At 72.6% G+C, this 19,965-nt stretch carries 17 protein-coding genes and 1 pseudogene; 12 read left to right on the top strand and 6 right to left on the bottom strand.

All coding sequences use genetic code 11. The annotated features are described in order from the left end of the window. Positions 1–60: 60 nt before the first annotated feature. Entirely contained in the window at positions 61–1,992 is a 1,932-nt protein-coding gene (locus KWI83_RS10700; RefSeq protein WP_218514199.1) for an NAD-binding protein, read from the bottom strand. Positions 1,993–2,151: 159 nt separating this feature from the next. Here KWI83_RS10700 and KWI83_RS10695 point away from each other — a divergent pair, with 159 nt between their 5' ends. From KWI83_RS10695 to KWI83_RS10670, 6 genes are all read left to right on the top strand, one after another. Next, on the top strand, positions 2,152–3,165 hold the full coding sequence (locus KWI83_RS10695) for a permease (protein ID WP_218514067.1): 1,014 nt from the start codon (positions 2,152–2,154) through the stop codon (positions 3,163–3,165). Then, complete coding sequence (locus KWI83_RS10690; RefSeq protein WP_218514066.1) at positions 3,162–3,863, top strand: TIGR03943 family protein; 702 nt, start codon at positions 3,162–3,164, stop codon at positions 3,861–3,863. The genes KWI83_RS10695 and KWI83_RS10690 overlap by 4 nt, the downstream gene beginning before the upstream one ends. Positions 3,864–3,973: 110 nt before the next feature. Beyond that, positions 3,974–4,462, top strand: coding sequence for a hypothetical protein (locus KWI83_RS10685; protein WP_218514065.1), 489 nt, complete (start codon positions 3,974–3,976; stop codon positions 4,460–4,462). Positions 4,463–4,546: 84 nt separating this feature from the next. Beyond that, positions 4,547–4,735: a ferredoxin gene (locus KWI83_RS10680; protein ID WP_218514064.1), complete on the top strand. Its 189-nt coding sequence runs from the start codon at positions 4,547–4,549 to the stop codon at positions 4,733–4,735. A gap of 18 nt (positions 4,736–4,753) precedes the next feature. Continuing rightward, a complete protein-coding gene (locus KWI83_RS10675) occupies positions 4,754–5,686 on the top strand; it encodes an FkbM family methyltransferase (protein WP_308122019.1) in 933 nt (310 codons plus the stop codon). Between the two features lie 44 nt (positions 5,687–5,730). Further along, a complete protein-coding gene (locus tag KWI83_RS10670; protein WP_218514063.1) occupies positions 5,731–6,102 on the top strand; it encodes a VOC family protein in 372 nt (123 codons plus the stop codon). A gap of 43 nt (positions 6,103–6,145) precedes the next feature. Here KWI83_RS10670 and KWI83_RS10665 read toward each other — a convergent pair whose 3' ends face one another. The 3 genes from KWI83_RS10665 to KWI83_RS10655 all read right to left on the bottom strand — a co-directional run bounded on the left by KWI83_RS10665 (position 6,146) and on the right by KWI83_RS10655 (position 11,959). Continuing rightward, positions 6,146–6,937 (bottom strand): glycosyltransferase, encoded by a 792-nt coding sequence (locus KWI83_RS10665; RefSeq protein ID WP_218514062.1) that lies wholly within the window; start codon positions 6,935–6,937, stop codon positions 6,146–6,148. Next, positions 6,919–7,707 carry a GntR family transcriptional regulator gene (locus KWI83_RS10660; RefSeq protein WP_218514061.1) on the bottom strand — a complete coding sequence of 263 codons (789 nt, stop codon included), beginning with the start codon at positions 7,705–7,707 and terminating at the stop codon, positions 6,919–6,921. The genes KWI83_RS10665 and KWI83_RS10660 overlap by 19 nt, the downstream gene beginning before the upstream one ends. 286 nt (positions 7,708–7,993) lie before the next feature. Next, positions 7,994–11,959: an AAA family ATPase gene (locus tag KWI83_RS10655; protein ID WP_218514060.1), complete on the bottom strand. Its 3,966-nt coding sequence runs from the start codon at positions 11,957–11,959 to the stop codon at positions 7,994–7,996. A gap of 517 nt (positions 11,960–12,476) precedes the next feature. On the opposite strand from KWI83_RS10655, the gene KWI83_RS10650 reads away from it, so the two are divergent. The 6 genes and pseudogenes from KWI83_RS10650 to KWI83_RS10625 all read left to right on the top strand — a co-directional run bounded on the left by KWI83_RS10650 (position 12,477) and on the right by KWI83_RS10625 (position 18,631). Next, on the top strand, positions 12,477–15,203 hold the full coding sequence (locus KWI83_RS10650) for a YfhO family protein (RefSeq protein ID WP_218514059.1): 2,727 nt from the start codon (positions 12,477–12,479) through the stop codon (positions 15,201–15,203). Positions 15,204–15,240: 37 nt separating this feature from the next. Beyond that, positions 15,241–16,230: a glycosyltransferase family 2 protein gene (locus tag KWI83_RS10645; protein WP_218514058.1), complete on the top strand. Its 990-nt coding sequence runs from the start codon at positions 15,241–15,243 to the stop codon at positions 16,228–16,230. After that, positions 16,230–16,655, top strand: coding sequence for a GtrA family protein (locus KWI83_RS10640; protein WP_218514057.1), 426 nt, complete (start codon positions 16,230–16,232; stop codon positions 16,653–16,655). Before KWI83_RS10645 ends, KWI83_RS10640 begins: the two co-directional genes overlap by 1 nt. Before the next feature lie 259 nt (positions 16,656–16,914). Beyond that, a complete protein-coding gene (locus KWI83_RS10635) occupies positions 16,915–17,286 on the top strand; it encodes an ATP-binding protein (RefSeq protein WP_256362054.1) in 372 nt (123 codons plus the stop codon). A gap of 17 nt (positions 17,287–17,303) precedes the next feature. Then, a pseudogene (locus KWI83_RS10630) lies at positions 17,304–17,485 on the top strand (response regulator transcription factor); the annotation flags it as partial. 522 nt (positions 17,486–18,007) lie between these two features. After that, complete coding sequence (locus tag KWI83_RS10625) at positions 18,008–18,631, top strand: superoxide dismutase family protein (RefSeq protein WP_218514056.1); 624 nt, start codon at positions 18,008–18,010, stop codon at positions 18,629–18,631. Between the two features lie 120 nt (positions 18,632–18,751). Here the strand turns inward: KWI83_RS10625 and KWI83_RS10620 are convergent, their stop codons facing one another. Beyond that, positions 18,752–19,645: a phosphorothioated DNA-binding restriction endonuclease gene (locus KWI83_RS10620; RefSeq protein WP_218514055.1), complete on the bottom strand. Its 894-nt coding sequence runs from the start codon at positions 19,643–19,645 to the stop codon at positions 18,752–18,754. 135 nt (positions 19,646–19,780) lie between these two features. After that, the gene (locus KWI83_RS10615; protein ID WP_218514054.1) at positions 19,781–19,951 is read right to left on the bottom strand and encodes a hypothetical protein; all 171 of its coding nucleotides are present in this window, start codon (positions 19,949–19,951) and stop codon (positions 19,781–19,783) included. Positions 19,952–19,965: the final 14 nt, after the last annotated feature.

Genomic DNA, 19,965 nt, shown 5'->3' with positions numbered 1-19,965 from the left:
CGTCGTGGGCCGTCGCGCAGTTCCCCGCGCCCCTTTGGCGGCGTGCAGCCCCCGGGTGTGTCACGTTCCCGCCCGCTCCCGTCGCCTCCGGCCCAGTAGTTCCGCGAGGCCGCGTCGGGTTGCCGCCAGCACCACCCGGTCCTCGGCGCGCAGTACGTAGGTGGGCGGGAGGTCCCACACCAGGTCCGAGGGCGGTGCGGTCGCGCCCCGGCCCGCGGGCGCCGGGCTCGCCGCCAGGTCCGGCCGGCGTTCCCCCGGGGCCGCCGTGTCCAGGGCCAGCACCCGCCAGGAACCGGCGCGGAACGCCTCGGCCACCGTCTTCCCCTCCAACTGCCGGATGCCCCGCACCTCCACGGCCGCGAACAACAGCACCCGCCGCTCGACGGGGATCGCCCCCAGCACCTGCCGCCCCATCATCGCCCCGGCGAACGAGGGCGCCGCGAGATGCGTGACGCTGCGGCTGCGGGTGAGCGCCCGGGGGTGCGCGGCGCGCAGGGTGCGGTAGACGGCGGCGGCGAAGTCGTCGTCGTAGAGGCGGAGTACGACCCGCAGGTCGGGCCGGACCGAGCGGGCGTAGAGGACGGCCTCCAGGTTGGTCGTGTCGACGCTGGTCAGCGCGAGCAGCGTGCTCGCGCGGTGGATCTTGGCGGCCTCCAGGACACCCTCCTGCGTGACGTCCCCGAGCACCACCGGCACCCGCAGCCGCCGGGCCGTCGCCATGCCCCGCGCCTCGGGGTCGGCCTCGACGCACACCACGGGGATGTCCAGTTCGCGCAGCCGGGTCAGCACACGCGTGCCGATCTTGCCGAGGCCGAGCAGCACGACATGCCCGCTGAGCCCGCGCGGCGGCCGGCGCAGCGCGGACACGCTCCGGAACGTGCCGAGGGCCTCCAGCACGGCGGCCAGCAGCACCGGCAGCAGCAGTAACCCGACGACGGCGGAGAGGAGTTGGAGGACCTGCCGGCCCACGGAGGCGCCGATCGCCGGGTCGTCGATGCCGAGGATGTCGAGCAGCGTGAGATAGGTGGCGTGCAGCGGATGGTCGCCGGTGACGACGGTCAGCGCGATCGCCAGCGCCACCACGGCACCCACCAGACCGGCGAGCGACCAGCGCAGCCGCCGGGAGAACAGGGACGCGATCGGCGGTACGACACCGACCGCGCGTCCGCCGGACCGGGGTGAACCGGCGTACGACACCTGTTCCAGGACGACCGTCCCCCGCCCGGTGGCCGCCGCGACCTCCTCCGCGTCCGGCAGCAGCCGGGGCCCGCCCTCCCCGCTGCCCTCCGACCCGTCGGCACCGGCCGGATCGCTGCTGGTCGCCGACAGCAGCGCCAGCGTGCACAGCCCCGGACCGGCGACCTGACCCGGCGCCGGGGGCGTCCGCTCCACGGCGCGCAGCAGCAGCCCGTCGGTCTGGACGACCTTGCTGGTGCCGACGACGGCGGTCGCGGCCAGCGCGGGCGCGGCGGTGTCGGCGTCGGACAGCACGGTCGTGGAGGCGTCGAAGCCGCTGCTCGTCCCGTACGGGTCGCCGGTCGCCAACGCGGCCGCCTGGTCGAGGAGTTCCTCGATGTGCTGGCCCAGCCGCCGGTTGTACAGGCGCAGCACGATCCGCAGCGTGGGGTTGAGGCGGCGGGCGGTGAGGGCGGCGCGGATGTTGGTCTCGTCGTCGTCGTACACGAGGGCCAGCGCGGTCGCACGGTCCACGCCCGCGTCGGCGAGCACGGCCTCGGTCGGCTCGGCGGCCTCCACGAGCCGCACGGTGCCGACGCTCTCGCCGTTCACCAGGAAGCCGTTGCCCGCCGCCCGGCCCGCCGCGTTCACCATCCGGTCCAGCAGCGCCGCCGACGCGGCCCGGGCCCGGCCGACCACCGGCCGGCGCACCCGGCGCTCGGAGGGCGGCACGACGAGGGTCACCTGCTCCTCGTACACGCCCCTGAGTTCGGCCGCGAGCCGGTGCGCGAGCCCGTCGTCGCCGCACACCACCATGTGTGCGGGCGCGTCGCCCGGCCGGCCCTGATTCGGAACGCTCGCCACGAGGGGAAAGACTGCCCCAATCAGAAGCACAGTTCCAGCAGTTGATTGAACGTCTGTTCCGGATCGGCCGTATCGAAGGGGAGGCACCCCGCGCAACGGAGGACTCCGCCCGTGGCCGTCACCGTCCCCACGTCACCGCCCCCGCCGCCACCTCCCTCCCGTGAGAAGGACGACGGCTGGCACCTCAGCTCCCCCCTGGTCCTCACCGTCACCCTGCTCCTGCTGCTGCTCGCCCAGGCCCCGATCCGCCGCGCGCTGTCCGCGCCGGTGATGCAGAGCTGGACGACGGTGTTCGTCGCGGTGGTCGTGCAGGCGCTGCCGTTCCTGGTGCTCGGGGTGCTGCTGTCGGCGGCCGTCGCCGTGTTGGTACCGGCGTCCGTCTTCGCCCGGGCGCTGCCGACCCGGCCCGCCGCGGCGGTACCGGTCGCGGGGCTGGCCGGAGCGGTGGTCCCCGGCTGCGAGTGCGCGTCGGTGCCGGTGGCGGGGGCGCTGATGCGCCGGGGAGTCACTCCGGCGGCCGCGCTGGCGTTCCTGCTCGCCGCGCCCGCGATCAACCCGATCGTGCTGACGGCGACGGCGGTCGCGTTCCCGGGCCAACCCGAGATGGTCCTGGCCCGTTTCGTCGCGAGCCTGGCCGTGGCGTGCGCGATGGGCTGGCTGTGGCAGCGGCTCGGCCGCGCCGACTGGCTGCGTCCGCCCGCTCGTCCGTCGTCCGTGGGGCAGGGCAGGGGAGCGGTGTTCTGGGGTTCGGTGCGGCACGACGTGATGCACGCGGGCGGGTTCCTGGTGATCGGCGCGATGGCGGCCGCGACGCTGAAGGCGGTGGTGCCCGAGCAGTGGCTGCGGGCGGCGGCGGACAACCCGGTGGTGGCGGTGCTCGCCCTCGCCGTACTGGCGGTGCTGCTGTCGATCTGCTCGGAGGCGGACGCCTTCGTGGCGGCGTCGCTGACGCAGTTCTCGCCGACGGCCCGGCTGGCGTTCCTGGTGGTGGGCCCGGTGGTCGACCTGAAGCTGTTCGCGATGCAGGCGGGCACGTTCGGCCGCGGCTTCGCCCTCCGCTTCGCACCGGTGACCTTCGCCGTCGCGGTCGGCGTGTCCGCCCTGACCGGGGCGGTGCTGCTGTGAACCGGCACGCGCAGGCGGCGGTGCTGTGCCTGCTCGGCGCCTCCCTGCTGCACGCGGGCGCCACCGACCTGTCCCTGCGCTACGTCAAGCCGGGGCTGCGGCCGTTGCTGCTGGTGGCGGGGGTGGTGCTGGTCGCGGCGGCGGTGGCGACGGTGTGGTACGAGCGCCGGTCCCCGGCGTCCGGTCACCACCACGAACCCCGCGTCTCCTGGCTGCTGTTGCTGCCCGTCCTGGCGCTCGTGCTCATCGCCCCACCGGCGCTCGGCTCCTACAGCGCGATGCGCGCCGGTACGGCCGTTCAGGAGCCCCCGGCCTACTCGCCGCTGCCCGCCGGTGACCCCGTCCGCCTCGGCCTGGCCGACTACGCGGCCCGGGCGGCGTACGACCATGGGCGCACGCTGCGCGACCGCGAGGTCAGGATCACGGGCTTCGTCGCGCTGGACCGGGCGGGAAACGCCTACCTGGTCCGCATCGCCCTCAGCTGCTGTGCCGCCGACGGCCGGCCGGTCAAGGTCGGCCTGACGGGCGGCGTGCCGCCGGTGCTCCAGCCGGACACCTGGCTGGAGGTCACCGGCACGTACACCCCGCGCCGGACGCGGGACCCGGTCAACGCCGGGCCCATCCCGTTCATCGAGGTGACCGCCGCCAGGCCGGTCGAGGCGCCGAGCGATCCGTACGACGAGAGCTGGAACAGCTGAGCGTCCCCTGCACGGCAGGCGGCTCAATGTTTGAGGCGCCTGCCCTGGTTATCTGACGTACTGTCAGATACCGTCGTCCGGCCCGCCGCTTCCCGAAGGGATGATGTCCCGTGCCGTCACGTCCCCAGAGCCCGCAGCCGCCCGGCACGCCACGCTGGGTCGCGATGTTCTACGAGCCGTCCTCCGCGTCCTGGCGGGTCGGCGCGGAGTCGTCGTACCGGGTGCCCGTGCTGTACGCCCTCGGTGAGATGACCCAGACCCTGCGGGCCCGCGGCGAGGATCCGGCCGTGACGCTGTGGGGGCCGAAGGACGGCGGTTGGCAGCGGATGGATGGCGCCGCCGCTGTTGGGGCCGCCCCCGCCACCGCACCCGAGCCACCCACCGGCGCCCCCGCCCAGCCCACCAAGCTCGCCGAACGCATGACCGACCGCCGCCACCAGGTGCTCGTCGCCGCGCTGAACCGTGCCGGGCTGTACGACCTCGCCCCGGACGACCAGGCGGCCGTCGAGGCGGTCGTCGACCAGCTCGACGAGACCACCGTCCGCAGGGTCGCCCACTGGCTCACACGCGCCGCCGGGGAAGCGCCACCGGTTGGGTGAAGCGCCCGACGGGCAGGGAAAGGGACGTAGGTCTCGGTTCCGATCGGCCCGTTGTCCCACGGGCTCAAGGCGACTGGAGTGGGGATGAAGCTCTCCGTTGACCCCGAGCGCTGCTACGGCTCCGGCGACTGCGCGTACCGGGTTCCGTCCGTCTTCACGGTGGTGGACGGATTCGGCGCGGTCAGGCCGGGACGGGAGGATGCCGCAGACGACCCCCAGGTCCGGGAAGCGGTCGAGGGGTGCCCGTCCCAGGCCATCACGGTCGCCGAATGACGCCGGGCGCGCGGACCGGTGAGGCATCCCCGCACAGCGGCCACGGAAGCCCTGGTCACCCTCGGCAGCCGGTACGTACGGCACGCCCCCGGCAGCCTCGGCAAGGCGGCCCTCGCCGCGCGCCTGCTCAACCCGTACCTGCGGGACCACCCCCGCAGGCGGGTCGTCGAGACCCGGTCGGGCGCCCGTTTCGCGGTCGACACCCAGGACCTGATCCAGCGCTACCTCTACCTCTTCGGCGTCTGGGAGCCCCATCTGACCGGCTGGCTCTCCAGCCGCCTCAGGCCCGGTGACGGCTTCGTCGACGTCGGCGCCAACATCGGCGTCTTCAGCGTCCTGGCCTCGCAACTCGTCGGGGACGCGGGCCGGGTCGTGGCCGTCGAGGCGTCCCCCGACCTGCACCGGCGGCTGGAGCGGCACGCCCGGCTCAACGGCTGCCGCACCGTCCGAGCCGTCCACGCCGCCGTGTCCGACAGCCGCGGAAGGCTCACCTTCACGCTCGCCAGTTCGCGCAACATGGGCGCGAACAGCATCGTCCCCTACGACGGCCCGGCCGAGGCCGTCTTCGAGGTCGAGGCGGCTCCGCTCCCCGACCTGCTGGAGCCGGGCGAGATGGAGAACGCCCGGGTGATCAAGATAGACGTGGAGGGGGCGGAGGGGAGCGCCGTGCGGGGGCTCGCGCCCGTGCTGGGCCGGTTGCGGCCCGATGCCGAGATCACCGTGGAGGTGACGCCCGAGCGCATGGCCACACTCGGCGACCGTGTGGAGGAGTTGCTGGCGACCATGTCCGGGGCGGGCTTTCACGTCTACCGGCTGGTCAACGACTACGCCCCCGCGAGCTATCCGCCCGCGCTCAGCGGTCCCCGCCGGGTGCCCCTGCGGTGGCGGGGGCCGGTCGTCGGGGAGAGCGACCTGGTCTTTTCGCGCACGGACGCCGAGGCGCTCCCCTGACCTCCGAGGACATCCGACGAGCACTCAGTAAGGTGCGAAAGCGGATGAAAGGGGTTCCCATCGTGGCCATCAACACCGTCTACGCCGTCATGCCCGTCGCCGACTTCGAGGCGGCACGCACCTGGTACGAACGCCTCTGGGGCCGCCCGGCCGACCGCGACCCCATGGAGGGCCTGGCGGAATGGGAGGTCATCCGAGGCGGCGCGATCCAGCTGCTGCGCGAACCCCACCGCGCGGGCGCCGCCATGGTGACGCTGGCCGTCGACGACGTCGCCGCCGAGGTCCGGCTCGCCGCGGACCGAGGGCTGGACCTGGGGGTCGTCCAGGACACCCCCGGCGGCTTCCGCGTCGCCGCCGTCACCGACCCGGCCGGGAACGTCATCACCTTCGCCCAGGACATCGGCGGGGCGCAGTGAAGGGCGCAGCCTCTCTCAGCCGACCTGATCCACACGACAGGGCCTACGAGTCCCCACCCGCCGGATACCGCCAGCCCAACTCCGCCAGCGCCCGCGCCCGCGCCTCCACCACCGCCGTCCGTGCCTCCCGCTCGCCGGGATCGACGTGTGAGGCCTGGCCCGTCACCTGGCCCTCCCACTTGCGGTAAAGGAGCCCCACCTCCGCCGAGAACCAGCCCCGGCTCACGGAGTTCAGCGCCAGCAGCAGCCCCGTGTCCTCGGACGCGGGCAGCGCCATCCAGCCGCCGAGCGCCACCAGCAGATCGCGTCGTACGCAGAGCGAGGCCGGGTGGACCTGGGCGCGGAAGCCGTTCGCCTTCCAATGGTCGAGCACCGCGCCCCGCTCGATCGGCCCGTCCTGCGGATCGCCCGGGAAACCGGCCGTCGAGCCGTCCGGCAGCAGATCCAGCACCCGGGACGTCACCCACCCCACGCCCGGCTCGGCCGTCAGCACCGCCAGATCGCGGGCCAGCACACCCGGTGTCAGCTGGTCGTCGGCGTCCAGGACCTTCAGGTACTCGCCCTCCGCGTGCGCCAGCGCGATCGTACGCGCCACCCCCGGCCCCCCGCGCCGACCCTGACGGAACGTCACCCGCACGTCGTCGGGCACATACGGGCGGACGTCCTCCGACTCCCCGTCCTCCTGGATCACCCACCGCCACTCCCAGCCCTGGGGAAGCCGCTGCTCGCGCAGCGACGTGTAGGCGTCGGGCAGAAAGCGGGCCGACGGCGGGTGCACGGCGGTGACGACGGTGACGTGCCGGGTCACGGCAGCGCTCACCACCTTTCCAGGCATGTGGTGAAGACCAGTTCGGTGCGGTCGCCCGGCAGTGTGACGTCGGTGACGTCCACCACGCGGCCGTCGACGTCGTACGACGTCTTGTGCAGCAGGATCACCGAGGTGCCCGGCGGAAGCTCCAGTTCCGCGGCCTCCTCCGGGGCCGGCGGGCGGGCGGTGAGGCGTTCCTCGATGCGGTCCACCTCGATGCCGACGGTGTGGAGCTGGTGCTGGGTGCCGCCGGGCCAGGGCTCGTTGGCCTCGTCCAGGAGGGCGGGGTTCGCGGCGATCATGTCGCGGACCAGGCAGGACGTCACGAGGCTGAAGGGGGCGGTCTCCGTCGCGCACCTGGTCCGGTACCCGCGCTCCAGCAGGACCGTGCCCTCGGGGACGCCGAACGCCTCCGCCAGCTCCCTGGGCGCCCTGATCTCGCGGTATCGCGCGTGGAAGACCAGGTCCTGGAGTTCGAGGCCGGTGTCGTGTTCCGTCGCCCCGGTCGCGGCCCGCTCGGACAACGGCCGGCGGGCGCGGTCCTTCTCCCACTGGTGCCGTCCGCTGTCGCGGACGGCGAGCACGCGGGGGCGGCGGACGAAGGTGCCGAGGCCGTGCCGTTTGTGGATCAGGCCCTCCTCGCTCAGCAGCCGCAGCGCGTTCTGGACCGTCGGCACACTGCGCCGGTACCGCCGGGCCAGCTCCGTCTCGGGCGGCAGCCGGTCGCCGGGCCCGCGTTCGCCCTCGCGGATGGATCGGCGAATGTCGTCCGCGATCACTTCGTACGCCTTCGGCATATGAGTCAGCCTACGACTCCTAAAGAGGTCTTGCCGACCGGGCTCGGCTGCGGGGAAATAGAGAGGGAGACTTTGTCAAATGGGAGCGCGATCGCACCGCAATACGTCCACCCGTGTCGCCCGTCGAAGAATGTCTCGCCCTTTCATCGGGGGTGCCGGTGAACGCAAAAGGCCCGATCGCTGGCGACGGGGGATGCACCAGCGATCGGGCTGTGGCCAAGCCTAACAAGGTGGATGGCGGCGCGGGACCCGACTGATGAGGTGCGTCAGGGTGCTGTGACGCGGATCACTCTCGACAGGGCGGCTCGTAGGACAACCGCGGCAGATACTCGTGCCATTTCTCCGGCGTCAGCACACCCCGGGTGGTCGAACAGATATGGCGCACCGCCTCGTCGACGTTCAGGTCCCACAGCCGTACCGTCCCGGCGCCGCTCGACACCCCGAGCAGGCGGCTGTTGGGGCTGAAGGAGAGGAAGTTGCCGGTCTTGGCGTTGGGGCTGAGCGACTGCCCGATGGGCTCGGCGGTGGACGGACGGCTGACGTCCCAGAGGCGGACCGTGTCGTCGTTGCCGCCGCTGGCCAGCGTGTGACCGTCCCGGCGGAACGTCAGGGACACGACCGCCTCGGTGTGGCCGGTGAGGTGGGGGCCGAGCCGGGACGCCTTGAGCGGGTCGGCGACCCCCCAGAGCCCGACCGTGTTGTCGTCGCTGCCGCTGGCGAGGGTGTGGCCCTCGGGGCTGTAGGCGAGCGCGTTGACGGGGCCGCGGTGGCCGCGGAGCGGGGCGCCGAGCCGGGTGGCGTGACGCGGGTCGGACACGTTCCACAGGCGGATCGTGGTGTCGGCGCTGCCGCTGGCCAGGGTGCGGCCGTCGGGACTGAAGACCAGGGCGAGGACATAGCCGGTGTGGCCGGTGAGTGGTGCGCCCAGTCGGCGGGGGCGCGACGGGTCGTCGACGTTCCACAGCTGGATCGTGCGGTCGTCGTAGGCGGTGGCCAGGGTGTGCCCGTCCGGGCTGTACGCCAGCGCGTCGGGGCCGGCGTAGCGGGTGCGCAGTTCCATGGGCGGGCCGTAGGCGACCGGCCGGGACAGATCGGTGACGTTCCACAGCTGCACCGCGCGGCTGCCGGTCAGCACCGCGAGGGTGCGCCCGTCGGGTGAGAACACCACCGCACGGACGTCACCTTCGGCGGGCAGGAACGGCCTGCTCAGCAGCAGCGGCCGCCTGGGCACCCGGACGTCCCACAACCGGATCCGCTGGTCGCGCGCGGCCGTGGCGAGCACCCGCCCGTCCGGGCGGAACGCCCCGATCCGGCCGACCATGTCCGACGTCGGTAACGACCACAGCCGGACCTTGTTGTCGCCGGTGCCGGTGGCCAGCGTACGGCCGTCGGGGCTGAAGCCGAGGGCGTACATCTCGCCACTGCTGCCCGCGAGCGGCTCGCCGACCTGGGACGGGAACGCCGGGTTGCTGACGTTCCACAGGCTCGCCGTGCTGTCCGCGCTGGCGACGGCGAGCAGCTTGCCGTTGGGGCTGAAGGCCACCGACCAGACGGGCCCGGTGTGCCCGGTGAGCGGCCGGCCGAGCGGGTCCGGCTCCCGTACGTCGGTCACGTCCCAGAGCTGGACGGTGTCGTCGGCGCTGCCGCTGGCGAGGGTGCGGCCGTCGGGGCTGAAGGCGACGGAGTGGATCAGGGCCCGGTGGCCGCTCAGCGGGCCGCCGAGGGGCTCGGGGTGACGCGGGTCGCCCATGTCCCACAGCCGGACCGTGGAGTCGTCGCCGCCCGACGCCAGGGTCCGCCCGTCGGGGCTGAAGGCGACCGAGCGTACGGCGGCGGTGTGGCCGGTGAGCGCGCCGAGCCGGGTCGGCCGGGCCGGGTCGGCCACGTTCCACAGCCGTACCACACGGTCCTCGGTGGCGGCGGCGAGCGTACGGCCGTCCGGGCTGAAGACCAGCAGGTAGATCGTGCCGTCACCGCCGGTCAGCGGCGCGCCGAGCGGGCGGGGGTGACGGGGGTCCCGGACGTCCCACAGCCGGACCGTGCCGTCGTCCGAGGCGCTGGCGAGGGTCGTGCCGTCCGGGCTGAAGACGGCGGTGCTCACCCAGCTGGTGTGTGCGGTGAGGGGCTTGCCGAGGGGCTTGGGGCGCCGCGGGTCCGCCACGTCCCACAGGCGGACCGTGCGGTCGTAGCTGGCGGTGGCCAGGAGATCCCCGTCCGGGCTGAACGTCGTGAGGTAGACGGCGCCGGTGTGGCCGAGCAGCGGGGTGGCCAGCGGGGCGTTGACGATCGACACCAGCCGGTTGTTCGTGCCCTCGTCGTCGGGACGCAGGCGGTGGGCGACCAGGTCGAGCTGGGCGGACAGCGACGGGTCCGAGTACTGGACGCGGTCCGCCTCGGCGAGCACCTGCTCGAACACCGCGTCGTCCCGCTGCTGCCAGGCGACCACCGCCGACCCGGCCGCCAGCACCGCCAGCACGACCAGTGCCGCCACCGCGCTCCGGCTGATCCACACCGTGCGCCGGCGCAGCCGGACCGAGGCGGCCAGGAAGTCGGCCGCGCTGCGGGTCAGGAAGGTGTCACCGGCGGACCGCGCCCAGGTGTGCGCCTGTTCCAGCCGGGAACCCCGGTACAGCAGGGACGTGTCGCGGCCCGTCGCCTCCCAGGCCCGGCTGTCCTCCTCCAGCCGCTGGCGCAGCAGGTTGCCGCCGCGGTCCTCGTCGATCCAGTCGCGCAGCCGGGGCCAGGCGTGCAGCAGCGCCTCGTGGGTGATCTCCACGGTCTCCGCGTCGAGCGTCACCAGCCGGGCGCGCACCAGCTCTTCGAGGGACTCCTCCGTCTTGCCCGGGTCCGCCGACTCCTGCGCCAGCTGCCGCCGCGTGCCCCGGCGCCGGGTCGCCTGGGTGTCCTCGCCCAGCCGGACCAGCCGGAGCAGCAGCAGCCGCGCGGCCGTCCGCGCCGCCGGGTCCAGCCTGGACCAGGCCCGTTCGGCGGTCGCCGCCACCGCCCCCTGGATGCCGCCCGCCGCGCGGTACCCGGCCAGCGTCAGCCTGCCCCCCTTGCGCCGCTGCCAGGTGGCGAGCAGGGCGTGCGACAGCAGCGGCAGCACGCCCGCGTCGTGCGCCCCGCGCGGTCCGTCGGAGCTCACCTCCCGGACGATCAGCTCCGCCAGCCCCGGTTCCAGCTCCAGCCCCACGGCCTTGGCGGGGCCGGTCACCGCCTCGCGCAGCTCCGCGGTGGTGAGCGGCCCGAGCACCATGTGCCGGTGCTGCAGGGCGTCGGCCAGCTCCGGATATCCCAGGCACTGCTCGTAGAAGTCGGCGCGGATCCCGAGGACGACGAGCAGGGGGGCCGGTGCGTCGGGACCGGCGGGGGAGGCCGCGGCGTGCAGCAGCTGGATGAACGTACGCCGGTCGGCCTCGTCGGCGCAGAGGGTGAAGGCCTCCTCGAACTGGTCGACGATGACGACCGGCCGCCTCCCGCCCCGCGCCCACGCCCTGACGGCCTCCCGTACGGCGTCCGCGAACTCGGGGGTGCCGGGCTCCACCTCCGTGACGACCGGCGCCAGTTCGGGGATACGGCGGGTCAGCTCCGCCAGTGGGTCGGCCCCCGGCACCAGTTGCACCACCTCCCGGCCCTGAGCGCCGCGCAGGGCGGGCACCAGACCGGCGTTCAGCAGCGAGGACTTCCCCGCCCCGGAGGCCCCGACGAGCATGACCAGCCCGCCCGTCCGCTCCGCCGCCCGCAGTTGGGCGACCAGGGCGTCCGTACTGCGCTCCCGCCCGAAGAACCACCGCGCGTCCTGCCGGCGATAGGAGGACAGCCCCCGATACGGGCACACCCCGCCCGGAACGGCCGGGCCGCCCTCGGCCGGAGGCCGTTCCTCCTCTTCCGGGTCCGCCGCCCGGTCGCCGATCGGATCGGCGACCGCACGCTCCCACAGACGCTGCCACTGGCCCATGTCGTACAGCCCGGCGGACACCGGCACGGGCCGGGCCCGCCGGGCCTGGGGGATGAGGACGTGCAGCACGGCCGCGAGCGCGGTGAAGTGAGCCGGTACGTTCTTGGCGCGGCGCCAGTCGCTGATCCGCTGCGCGGAGACCCGTACGGGACGCCCCCGTTCGTCCACCCGCCTCAGTCGTACGACGGCCTCGGACACGCTCTTGAGGGGAGGGTTGCCGGCCTCCTTGTACAGCAGTGCGAGGCGTTCCGCGAAGGCCGTGCGTGCCCCTGAGTCCGAACCCAAGGTCTCCACCCCTTACTTCCGCCGCACCTGGACATCCGGACCGGAAAACCCACTTTATACGTCTGACCTGCGGATTAGCGGTCGTTCGAACGCCGGAACCTCCTCGTCACGAGCACCGGATGGCAGGATCGCGACCCGGACGGGCGCATCGGTCTCGACCGGTGAGCCCGAGTCCCCCTGCGCGCGTCGTTCGGCACCGGTCTCCACGTGGGGAGGGACCGGTGCCGAACGACGTTGCTCAAGATCATGTCCGGCTCCTACCCAAGCCGCTCCGGGAGAACGCCTCCGGGGCGGCTTGCGTTGCTGGAATGACGCCTTTGGTTCACCTGGCGATAACCAATTTCGCCGGAATGTGGTCCAGAACCGGAATGCCTTCCTACGTATTCGGTTTCTCGCCCGGTAATTCCGTCCAGGGCACAACCAATCGGAACCGGCGGCCATCTAAGTCGGCGAACGAGAACGCGCTTTCGGCCGCACACCGGCGAAATGCCGTGCGTTCCCATTCCTCAAAGGACAGGGACAGGGTGTGAAACCGACGACCCCGAACGGCCCCGGGCCGAGGCTCGCGGCCGCCCTCGGCGCCCTCCGGCCCAGGCCGGCCGCCGCCCTGCTCGCCGCGGTCCTCACCATCACCGCGTTCTGCGCCGCCGACGCCGTCGCCCGCACCTACCCCTTCGGCCCCCGCACCCGGAACGTCAACGACCTCGGCAACCAGTACGTCCCGTTCCACGCCCACCTCTGGGACCTGCTGCACGGCAGGGCCGACGGCGGACTCCTCGTCAACTGGCAGTCCGGCTACGGCTCCAGCTTCCTGCCCGACCTCGGCACGTACGTCAGCAGCCCGTTCGCCCTGCTGGTCGCGGTGTTCCCACGGGACGAGATCGACCTCGCGGTGTACGTCATCACCGTGCTCAAGGTGGCGTCGGCCGCCGCCGCGATGGCCTGGCTGCTGCTCACCCTGCGCCCCGGCCGCTGGTGGGCGGCGGGCCTGCTCGGCGCGTCGTACGCCCTGTGCGGCTGGACGCTGGCGAGCGCCTCGTACAACACGATGTGGCTCGACGGCCTCCTCGCCCTGCCGCTGCTGTGCCTGGTCGGCGAGTGGACGCTGCGGGGCGGGGGCCAGGAGCGGGAGCGGGGCCGCCGGTTGCGTCAGGTGCTCGGTGTGCTGATCGTGGCGGTCGCCTGGATCGCCAACTTCTACACGGCGTACATGGCCACCCTCGCCGCCGGTCTGGTGCTGCTGCTGCGGCTGTCGCTCACCGACGGCACGCTGCGGCACAAGCTCCGCGCGGCGGGCCGCGCGGTGCTGACCGTCGGCCTCGGAGTGGGGCTGGCCGCGCCGCTGGTGACGGTCGTGTACTTCGGCACCACGCACGCCTATCCCGGCCGCGTCCGGGACTTCGTGCCGGTGCCGACGGAGGACGTGCTGGCGCGGCTGCTGCCGGCGACGTACGGCTTCGGCTCCCCGGCCGTGTACGTCGGCACCACCGCGCTGCTGCTGGCCCTCGCCCTGCCCTTCCACCGGGCGGTGCCCCGGCGGGTGCGCCACGGCTGGACGCTGCTGGTGGCCGCCGTCGCACTGTCGCTGCAGTGGGGCCCTACGCATCTGCTGTGGCACGCCTTCGCGACGCCGCAGGGCAGTGCGTACCGGCAGACGTTCGTGCTGTGCGCGCTGCTGGTCATCGCGGCGTGGCATGCGCTGGCGTACGGGGTGCCCGGATGGCGGGCGCTGAGTGCCGCGGGCGGGCTGCTGGCGCTCATCGCGATCGTGGCGAGCGGGAGTTATCTGATACGGCCGTTCGCCTGGCCGGTGTTCTTCACGGCCGTGGCGGGGGCGGTGGCCGGGCTGGCGCTGCTCGCCGTCCGGCGGGCCCGGGGGCCTCGCCTGAGCGCCCGGGGCCGTGTCGTGCTGCCCGCCCTGGCCGCGACGCTGCTCGTCGGTACGCAGCTCGGCGAGGCCACCGCGACGTCCGCCGTGGCCAGTCGGCTGCGCCTCGGGCACATGGACGACTACGCGCCCTGGGGAGCGCGGCAGGAACGGCAGGCGGAGGCGATCGCGCAGGCCGACGGCTGGCCCCGGTACCGCACCGACCCGGGCCGGGAGCAGACCGTCGGCAACGACCCGCTGATGGTCGGCGGGCAGGGCGCCCAGTACTACAGCAGCCTCACCTCCGACGTCCTCAGCCGCACCCTCACCGCCCTCGGCGACGGCTGGACCTCGCGCGGCCGCAACGTCCAGAGCCTCGACAACGCCGTCACGGACGTGCTCTTCTCCGTCGGCGCACGGGTGCACTCACCGCCGGACCCGCACCAGAGGTGGTTCCGGCACGAGGGCGGCACGCTGAGCGTGTCCCGGCAGGAGGTTCCGCCGCTGGTCACGGTACGGCCGCCGGACGCGCGCGGGACGGTCGCCGACTTCGGCCCGTCGCCGTACCGCAACCAGGAACTCATGCTGGGCACCCGCGTCTACACCGTCCCGCGCATCACCGTGCGCACGGCGGACGGCGCCCTGCCGCGGCGCAGCGCGGACGACCGGCCGGGCGTCCTCATATCCGCCCGCGGCGCTGCCGAAGGGAACCGGCCGACGATCACGGCCCACTGCCCCGCGGGTGACGAGGTCTACCTGTGGGCGCCGCACTTCTCGGGCACCGCGCGCCTCACCGGCGACACGGCCGACGGCCTGACGGGCCGCTTCCGAGCGGACCACCCCGTCACCAAGATCGCCGCCCTGCAGCGACTCGGCACGGTCCCGGCGTCCGGCCGCCTCCGCGTCGAACTGTCCCCCGACCGCGAGGGCGTCGTCCCCGACGGCGCGGTCGGCTGCCTGGACACCGCGCGCCTGCGCACGGCAGCCGAACAGCTCACGGCCACCGGCGCCACCAGGGTGACGGTCTCCGACGGCGGCGAGATCCGCGCCGAACTCCCGCCCGGCAGCAGGGGAACGGCCGTGGTCGCCGCCCCCCGGATCGCCGGGTGGCGCTGCGCGACGGGGGACGCTCCGGCCGTACCCGCGCAGCAGTACTACGGCCTGATCGCCGTACCCCTGAACGGCTCCGCCGCGACCCTCACCTGCACGTTCCATCCACCCGGTCTGCGGCTGGGCGCGGCGGTCGGCGGGGCGTCGCTGCTGACCCTGTTCGCGCTGGCCGCCCTGACCGCCGTACGGGACCGCCGCCTGCGGCGACGTACCCCGCCCCACGTTCCCGCACCACCCCGACCGACGACTCCATTACCCGAGCGCGCGGGCGCGTGACCGGCCACCCGCGCCCGCCGAAGACCTGGGGGAAACCATGCTGATATCGATCGTCGCGCCCTGTTTCAACGAGGAAGACGTCATCGAACGCTTCCACGAGACGGTCCAGAAGGTCGCGGAGGAACTCCTTCCACTGGGCCATGACATGGAGTTCGTGTACGTCGACGACGGCAGCCGCGACCGTACGCTGCTTCTGCTGAAGCACCTGGCCGAACTGGACGCGCGCGTGCGCTATGTCTCCTTCAGCCGCAACTTCGGCAAGGAGGCGGCCCTCCTCGCCGGCCTGCGCCACGCCTCCGGAGACGCCGTGATCATCATGGACGCGGACCTCCAGCACCCGCCGGAACTGATCCGCCGCATGGTGGGCCTGCACGAAGAGGGCCACGACCAGGTCATCGCGAAGCGCACGCGAACCGGCGACGGGATGCTCCGCACACTGACGGCACGCCTCTACTACCGCCTCGTCAACCGTCTCGTGGACGTGGAACTGATGGACGGCGTGGGCGACTTCCGCCTGCTGTCCCGCCGGGTGGTGGACGCGGTCCTGGACCTCACGGAGTACAACCGCTTCTCCAAGGGCCTGTTCGCGTGGGTGGGCTTTCCGAGCACGACCTTCGAGTACGAGAACGCCGTACGCGAGCACGGCCGCAGCTCCTGGACGCTGCGGGGCCTGCTCAACTACGGCCTGGACGGCCTGATCTCGTTCAACAACAGACCGCTGCGGGCGGCCCTCTACCTCGGCATGGGGCTGCTGCTCTGCACGGGCCTGTACACGGCGTGGATCGTGATCGCCGCACTGGTCAACGGCGTGGACACGCCCGGCTACGTCACGATCATCACCGCCGTCACGGCGGCGGCCGGCATGCAGATGATCATGCTGGGGATCATCGGTGAGTACACGGGCCGGATCTACTACGAGGTGAAGGGCCGCCCGCACTTCCTGGTGAAGGCGACGAATGTGAAAGGAACGCCGGAACGCAGGACGGGCGGCAGTACGGGCGGCAGGACGAAGGACCTCATTCCCTGATGAGCACGCCAGCGACTACGCGCCCTGCGGAGGCGGGTCCGATCACGGGGCAGGTCCTGACCTTCGCCGTGATCGGTGTCATCAACACCGGGACGTACTACGGCTTCTATCTCCTGTTCCTGCCCCACCTGCCGTACCTGGCCGCACATGTCGTCGCGACGGCCCTGAGCATGACGGGATCCTTCTTCCTCAACACGTACTTCACCTACCGAACCCGCCCGACGTGGCGGAAGTTTCTTCTCTTTCCCCTGACGAACGCCACGAGCTTCGTGGTCACCACGGCGGGCGTGTACGTGATCGTCGACATCCTGCACGCCGGGAACCGCCTCGCTCCGCTGATCGCCTCGCTGGCGGCGGTGCCGGTGACGTTTGTGGTGGCTCGGCTGATCATGCTGCCGAAGAAGGCGGTGGGGGAGGAGGGCTGAGGGGGGCTGGTCGGCTGGGGGCTGGTGGGCTGGAGGGGCTGGTCGGTTGGGGGCCTGTCGTGTCCTGATCCGGTGCCGGGGCGCAACGTGTGCCCGGAGACGGCGACGACCCTGCCCTGTTCCGGCGCGGTCTCCTTGCCGCCCGACCGAGCCACGTCCATGCCCTGCTTGGCGGCGCACGCAAGCCGGGCTGTTCGGTGCCCTCGCCCACGGAAACGGCACCGAAGCGGCGCTGGACGTCGCGCCCGAGGTGCGCGGGGTGCGGCTGGCGCCCGAGGTGGAGACGACCGTGCACCGCGTGGTGCAGGAGGCGCTGACGAACGTACGGCGCCACGCCCACGGTGCGGACGTCGCCGTCCGCCTGGAGTTCGATCCCCGAGGTCACCTGCGGGTGGAGACCCGCAACACCGCCCCGACCGTGCGCGCCACCGCGCCGACCGGCGGCCGGGGCGGCTTCGGCCTCGTCGGGCTGCGCGAACGCGTGGAGGCCGTGGAAGGGGGCGCTGACCAGCGGCCGGACAGCGGACGGCGGCTGGTGCGTGAGTGCCGCCTCCCCCGTCCTGGGGGCTGTGGAAGGATCACCGGTATGAGCGGCGGCAGTGACCGGAACGCCCACGGACGCGGGTACTGATCGCCGACGACCGGGAGATGGTCCGCACCGGCTTCCGGTTGATCCTGGGCACCAGCCCGACCTGGAGGCCGTTGGCGAGGCCGCCGACGGCGCCGCCTGCGTCGAGCTCGCCCGCCGACTGCGCCCGGACGTGTGCCTCGTCGACATCCGCATGCCGCAGCCGGACGGCCTGGAGGTCACCCGCGCCCTGGCCGGGCCGGTGGGCGGTCGACGGGAAGATCGTCGAGAGCCGGATCGCGTTCGACAACTTCACCCTCCAGGGGGCGGGCGCCATCGCGAAGGTCTCGTAATGCCCTTGGCGCGACGTCGTGCTCTTCGTCGCAGTTCGAGCGGGAGGTAGGCCCACCGAGCCGGTCAGGCCCCGGTGGAGGATCGCCTTCACGATCGCGCACCTCGCATGGGCGCGTGCTGGTGGCCGCTCACCGAGCGGTGCGGTCGTTCCGCGCGGTGATCACCGGCTCCATCGATGACCACTGCTCGTAGCGGCCCGGTGAGGACCACCGGTGCCGCGGGGGCCGGTGAAGCGGGGCGAGTTCTTACCGAACGCTGACGCAGCCCTCCAAGACCACCACCACAAGCACCACGGAGGTCACCATGGTTCCGGCCTGGTCGATCCGCGGATGCCCACGGATGACTCCGACAGGTCGGACAGCCGGACAGTCCGGACAGCTCTCCTCGACCACGGCTGCCGACAAATCTCGCCACCCACTGGAGCATTGCCATGTCCAAGCACAAGCTCACCACCCAACACAAGGGCCTCCTGGCCGTCGTGGCCGGCGTCGGTGCCGTTGCCTTAGGCGTCGGCGTGATGGCGACCGCTGGGGCCACCGAGTCGAGGGGCGCCAAGCCTCCGGTGCGCAAGGTCGTCGTCAAGACGGCGTTCTCCCCGGCGAGCACCGCGCCCAAGGCGGAAGCGGTGACCTACAACAGCGAGTTGGTACCGGTGTCCGGCCGGGTCCAGGTCAAGGAGGAGCTGCGCCGCAACGGTGGTACGCGGATCGAACTGCGGCTGAGGGACCTGGTCCCGAACCGCGTCTACGGCGCCCATGTGCACACCAAGCCGTGTGGCGCGCTGCCCGCGGACTCCGGGCCGCACTACCAGAACAGGGTGGACCCGGTGCAGCCTTCGGTGGACCCCGACTTCGCCAACCCGCGCAATGAGGTGTGGCTGGATCTGACCACCAACAAGGACGGCTCGGACCGCTCCATAGCCATCGTCGACTGGCGGTTCCGCGAGGGTGGCGCCCGCTCGGTAGTGCTGCACGAGATGGCCACCTCGACGCACGAGGGCCACGCCGGAACGGCCGGGGCCCGCCTGGCCTGCATAAACGTGCCGTTCGAGTAGCCCCCTTCGCCGGGCCCGGGGGCTGCCGACTCCGGGCCCGGCGACCGTTGCGATGCCCAGTCCTGACCTGTGCGGTCGTGCTGTCGGTGGGACCGAAGAGCCAGGTTCGTCGACAGCCCGTCAGGGGGCGGTGGCGGGGCGGGGTGTGCCGTGGAAGACCTGGCTGGTGTGCCAGGCGAGGTGGTCGGCCGCGACAGGGCGTGCGCCTGGCTGTGGGCCCACCAGGGGACGGCCCGCGAGTGCTATGACGTGCTCGCGGGAGGCGGGGCTGTGGCCGACGAAGCGTTGGGAGACCAGGATGCGGTGGCCGTCGTCGACGCCGAGGACGCCCTTGTCGAAGAGCTTGTGGTGCAGGGAGCACAGGCACAGTCCGTTGTCGACGTCGTCGGGGCCGTCGAACGCCCACCACCGCACGTGAGCGGCCTCCAGCCCGACCGGCACCGCGCCGATCCGGCCGTCATAGCCGCAGAAGGCGCACTGGTACTCGTACGCGGTCAGCACCAGCTCGCGCATCCGCCGGTCTCGCTGCCTCCGGGCGACGGAGAGCTGGTCGGTCTCCGCCGGCTTCAAGTCCAGGCCGACGGTTTCGCACAACTCGCTGTGGAGCGAGGGAGCGAAGTGCAGGTCGAGCAGCGACCGCGCTATTCGGTGCAGCAGTTGCGGTTCGCGCCGCAGAGCCGCTCTGAGTTCCGGCGCGAGTCGTCCGGTGGCACCCGACTCCCGGAGCTCCCGCAGGCCACTTCCTGGACTGCCGGGACCACTGTCGGTATGCACTTCCCATACGCCGTCGCTGACCAGGTGGTGGAACGGGTAGGCCGGCGTCGTCTTGTTGGGAGGGCCGTACTCGGTCAGCAGCTGCTGCAGGTCCTCCTCCACCGCGCTGTACCGCAGCTCGCTGTCAGCGTCCTCCTGGAACCGGGCAAGGGCGTATATGAGCAGGAGAGGTTTGTGCGGCGCGCGCGTCCCGCTTCTGGTCCACTGCCTCAACTTCGCGGTGCGTTCGAGCCAGTCCATGGCCAGTGATCGTAACGACGTTCTGCCGGTCGTGGACAGGGCCGCAAGCGGTGGTGTTGGGAGGGATCGGAGAGCGGGTCGGCTCCCAAACGGCTCCCAGCGGCTGGGCTTCCACGGAGTGCAGGGTGTCGCTCGCTATCGGAGGGGGCGGCGACCGGTTCGCTGGGACCAGCGGACGGCCATGAGGACCAGCGCAGCCACAAGGACCGCGATGCCGATGATCAACAAGTAGCCCAACCCTTCTGCGACCACTCCGATGATTCCCAGCACGACGGCGACCAGAACGAGAAACAGCAAAAGGGCCATGGCGGGTACGTCTC

It is taken from the genome of Streptomyces sp. TRM70350 (assembly GCF_019219825.1).
In the GTDB taxonomy this organism is placed as follows: domain Bacteria; phylum Actinomycetota; class Actinomycetes; order Streptomycetales; family Streptomycetaceae; genus Streptomyces.
The sequence above is the reverse complement of the archived record's forward strand: the minus strand, read 5'-3'. Positions and strand labels throughout refer to the sequence as shown.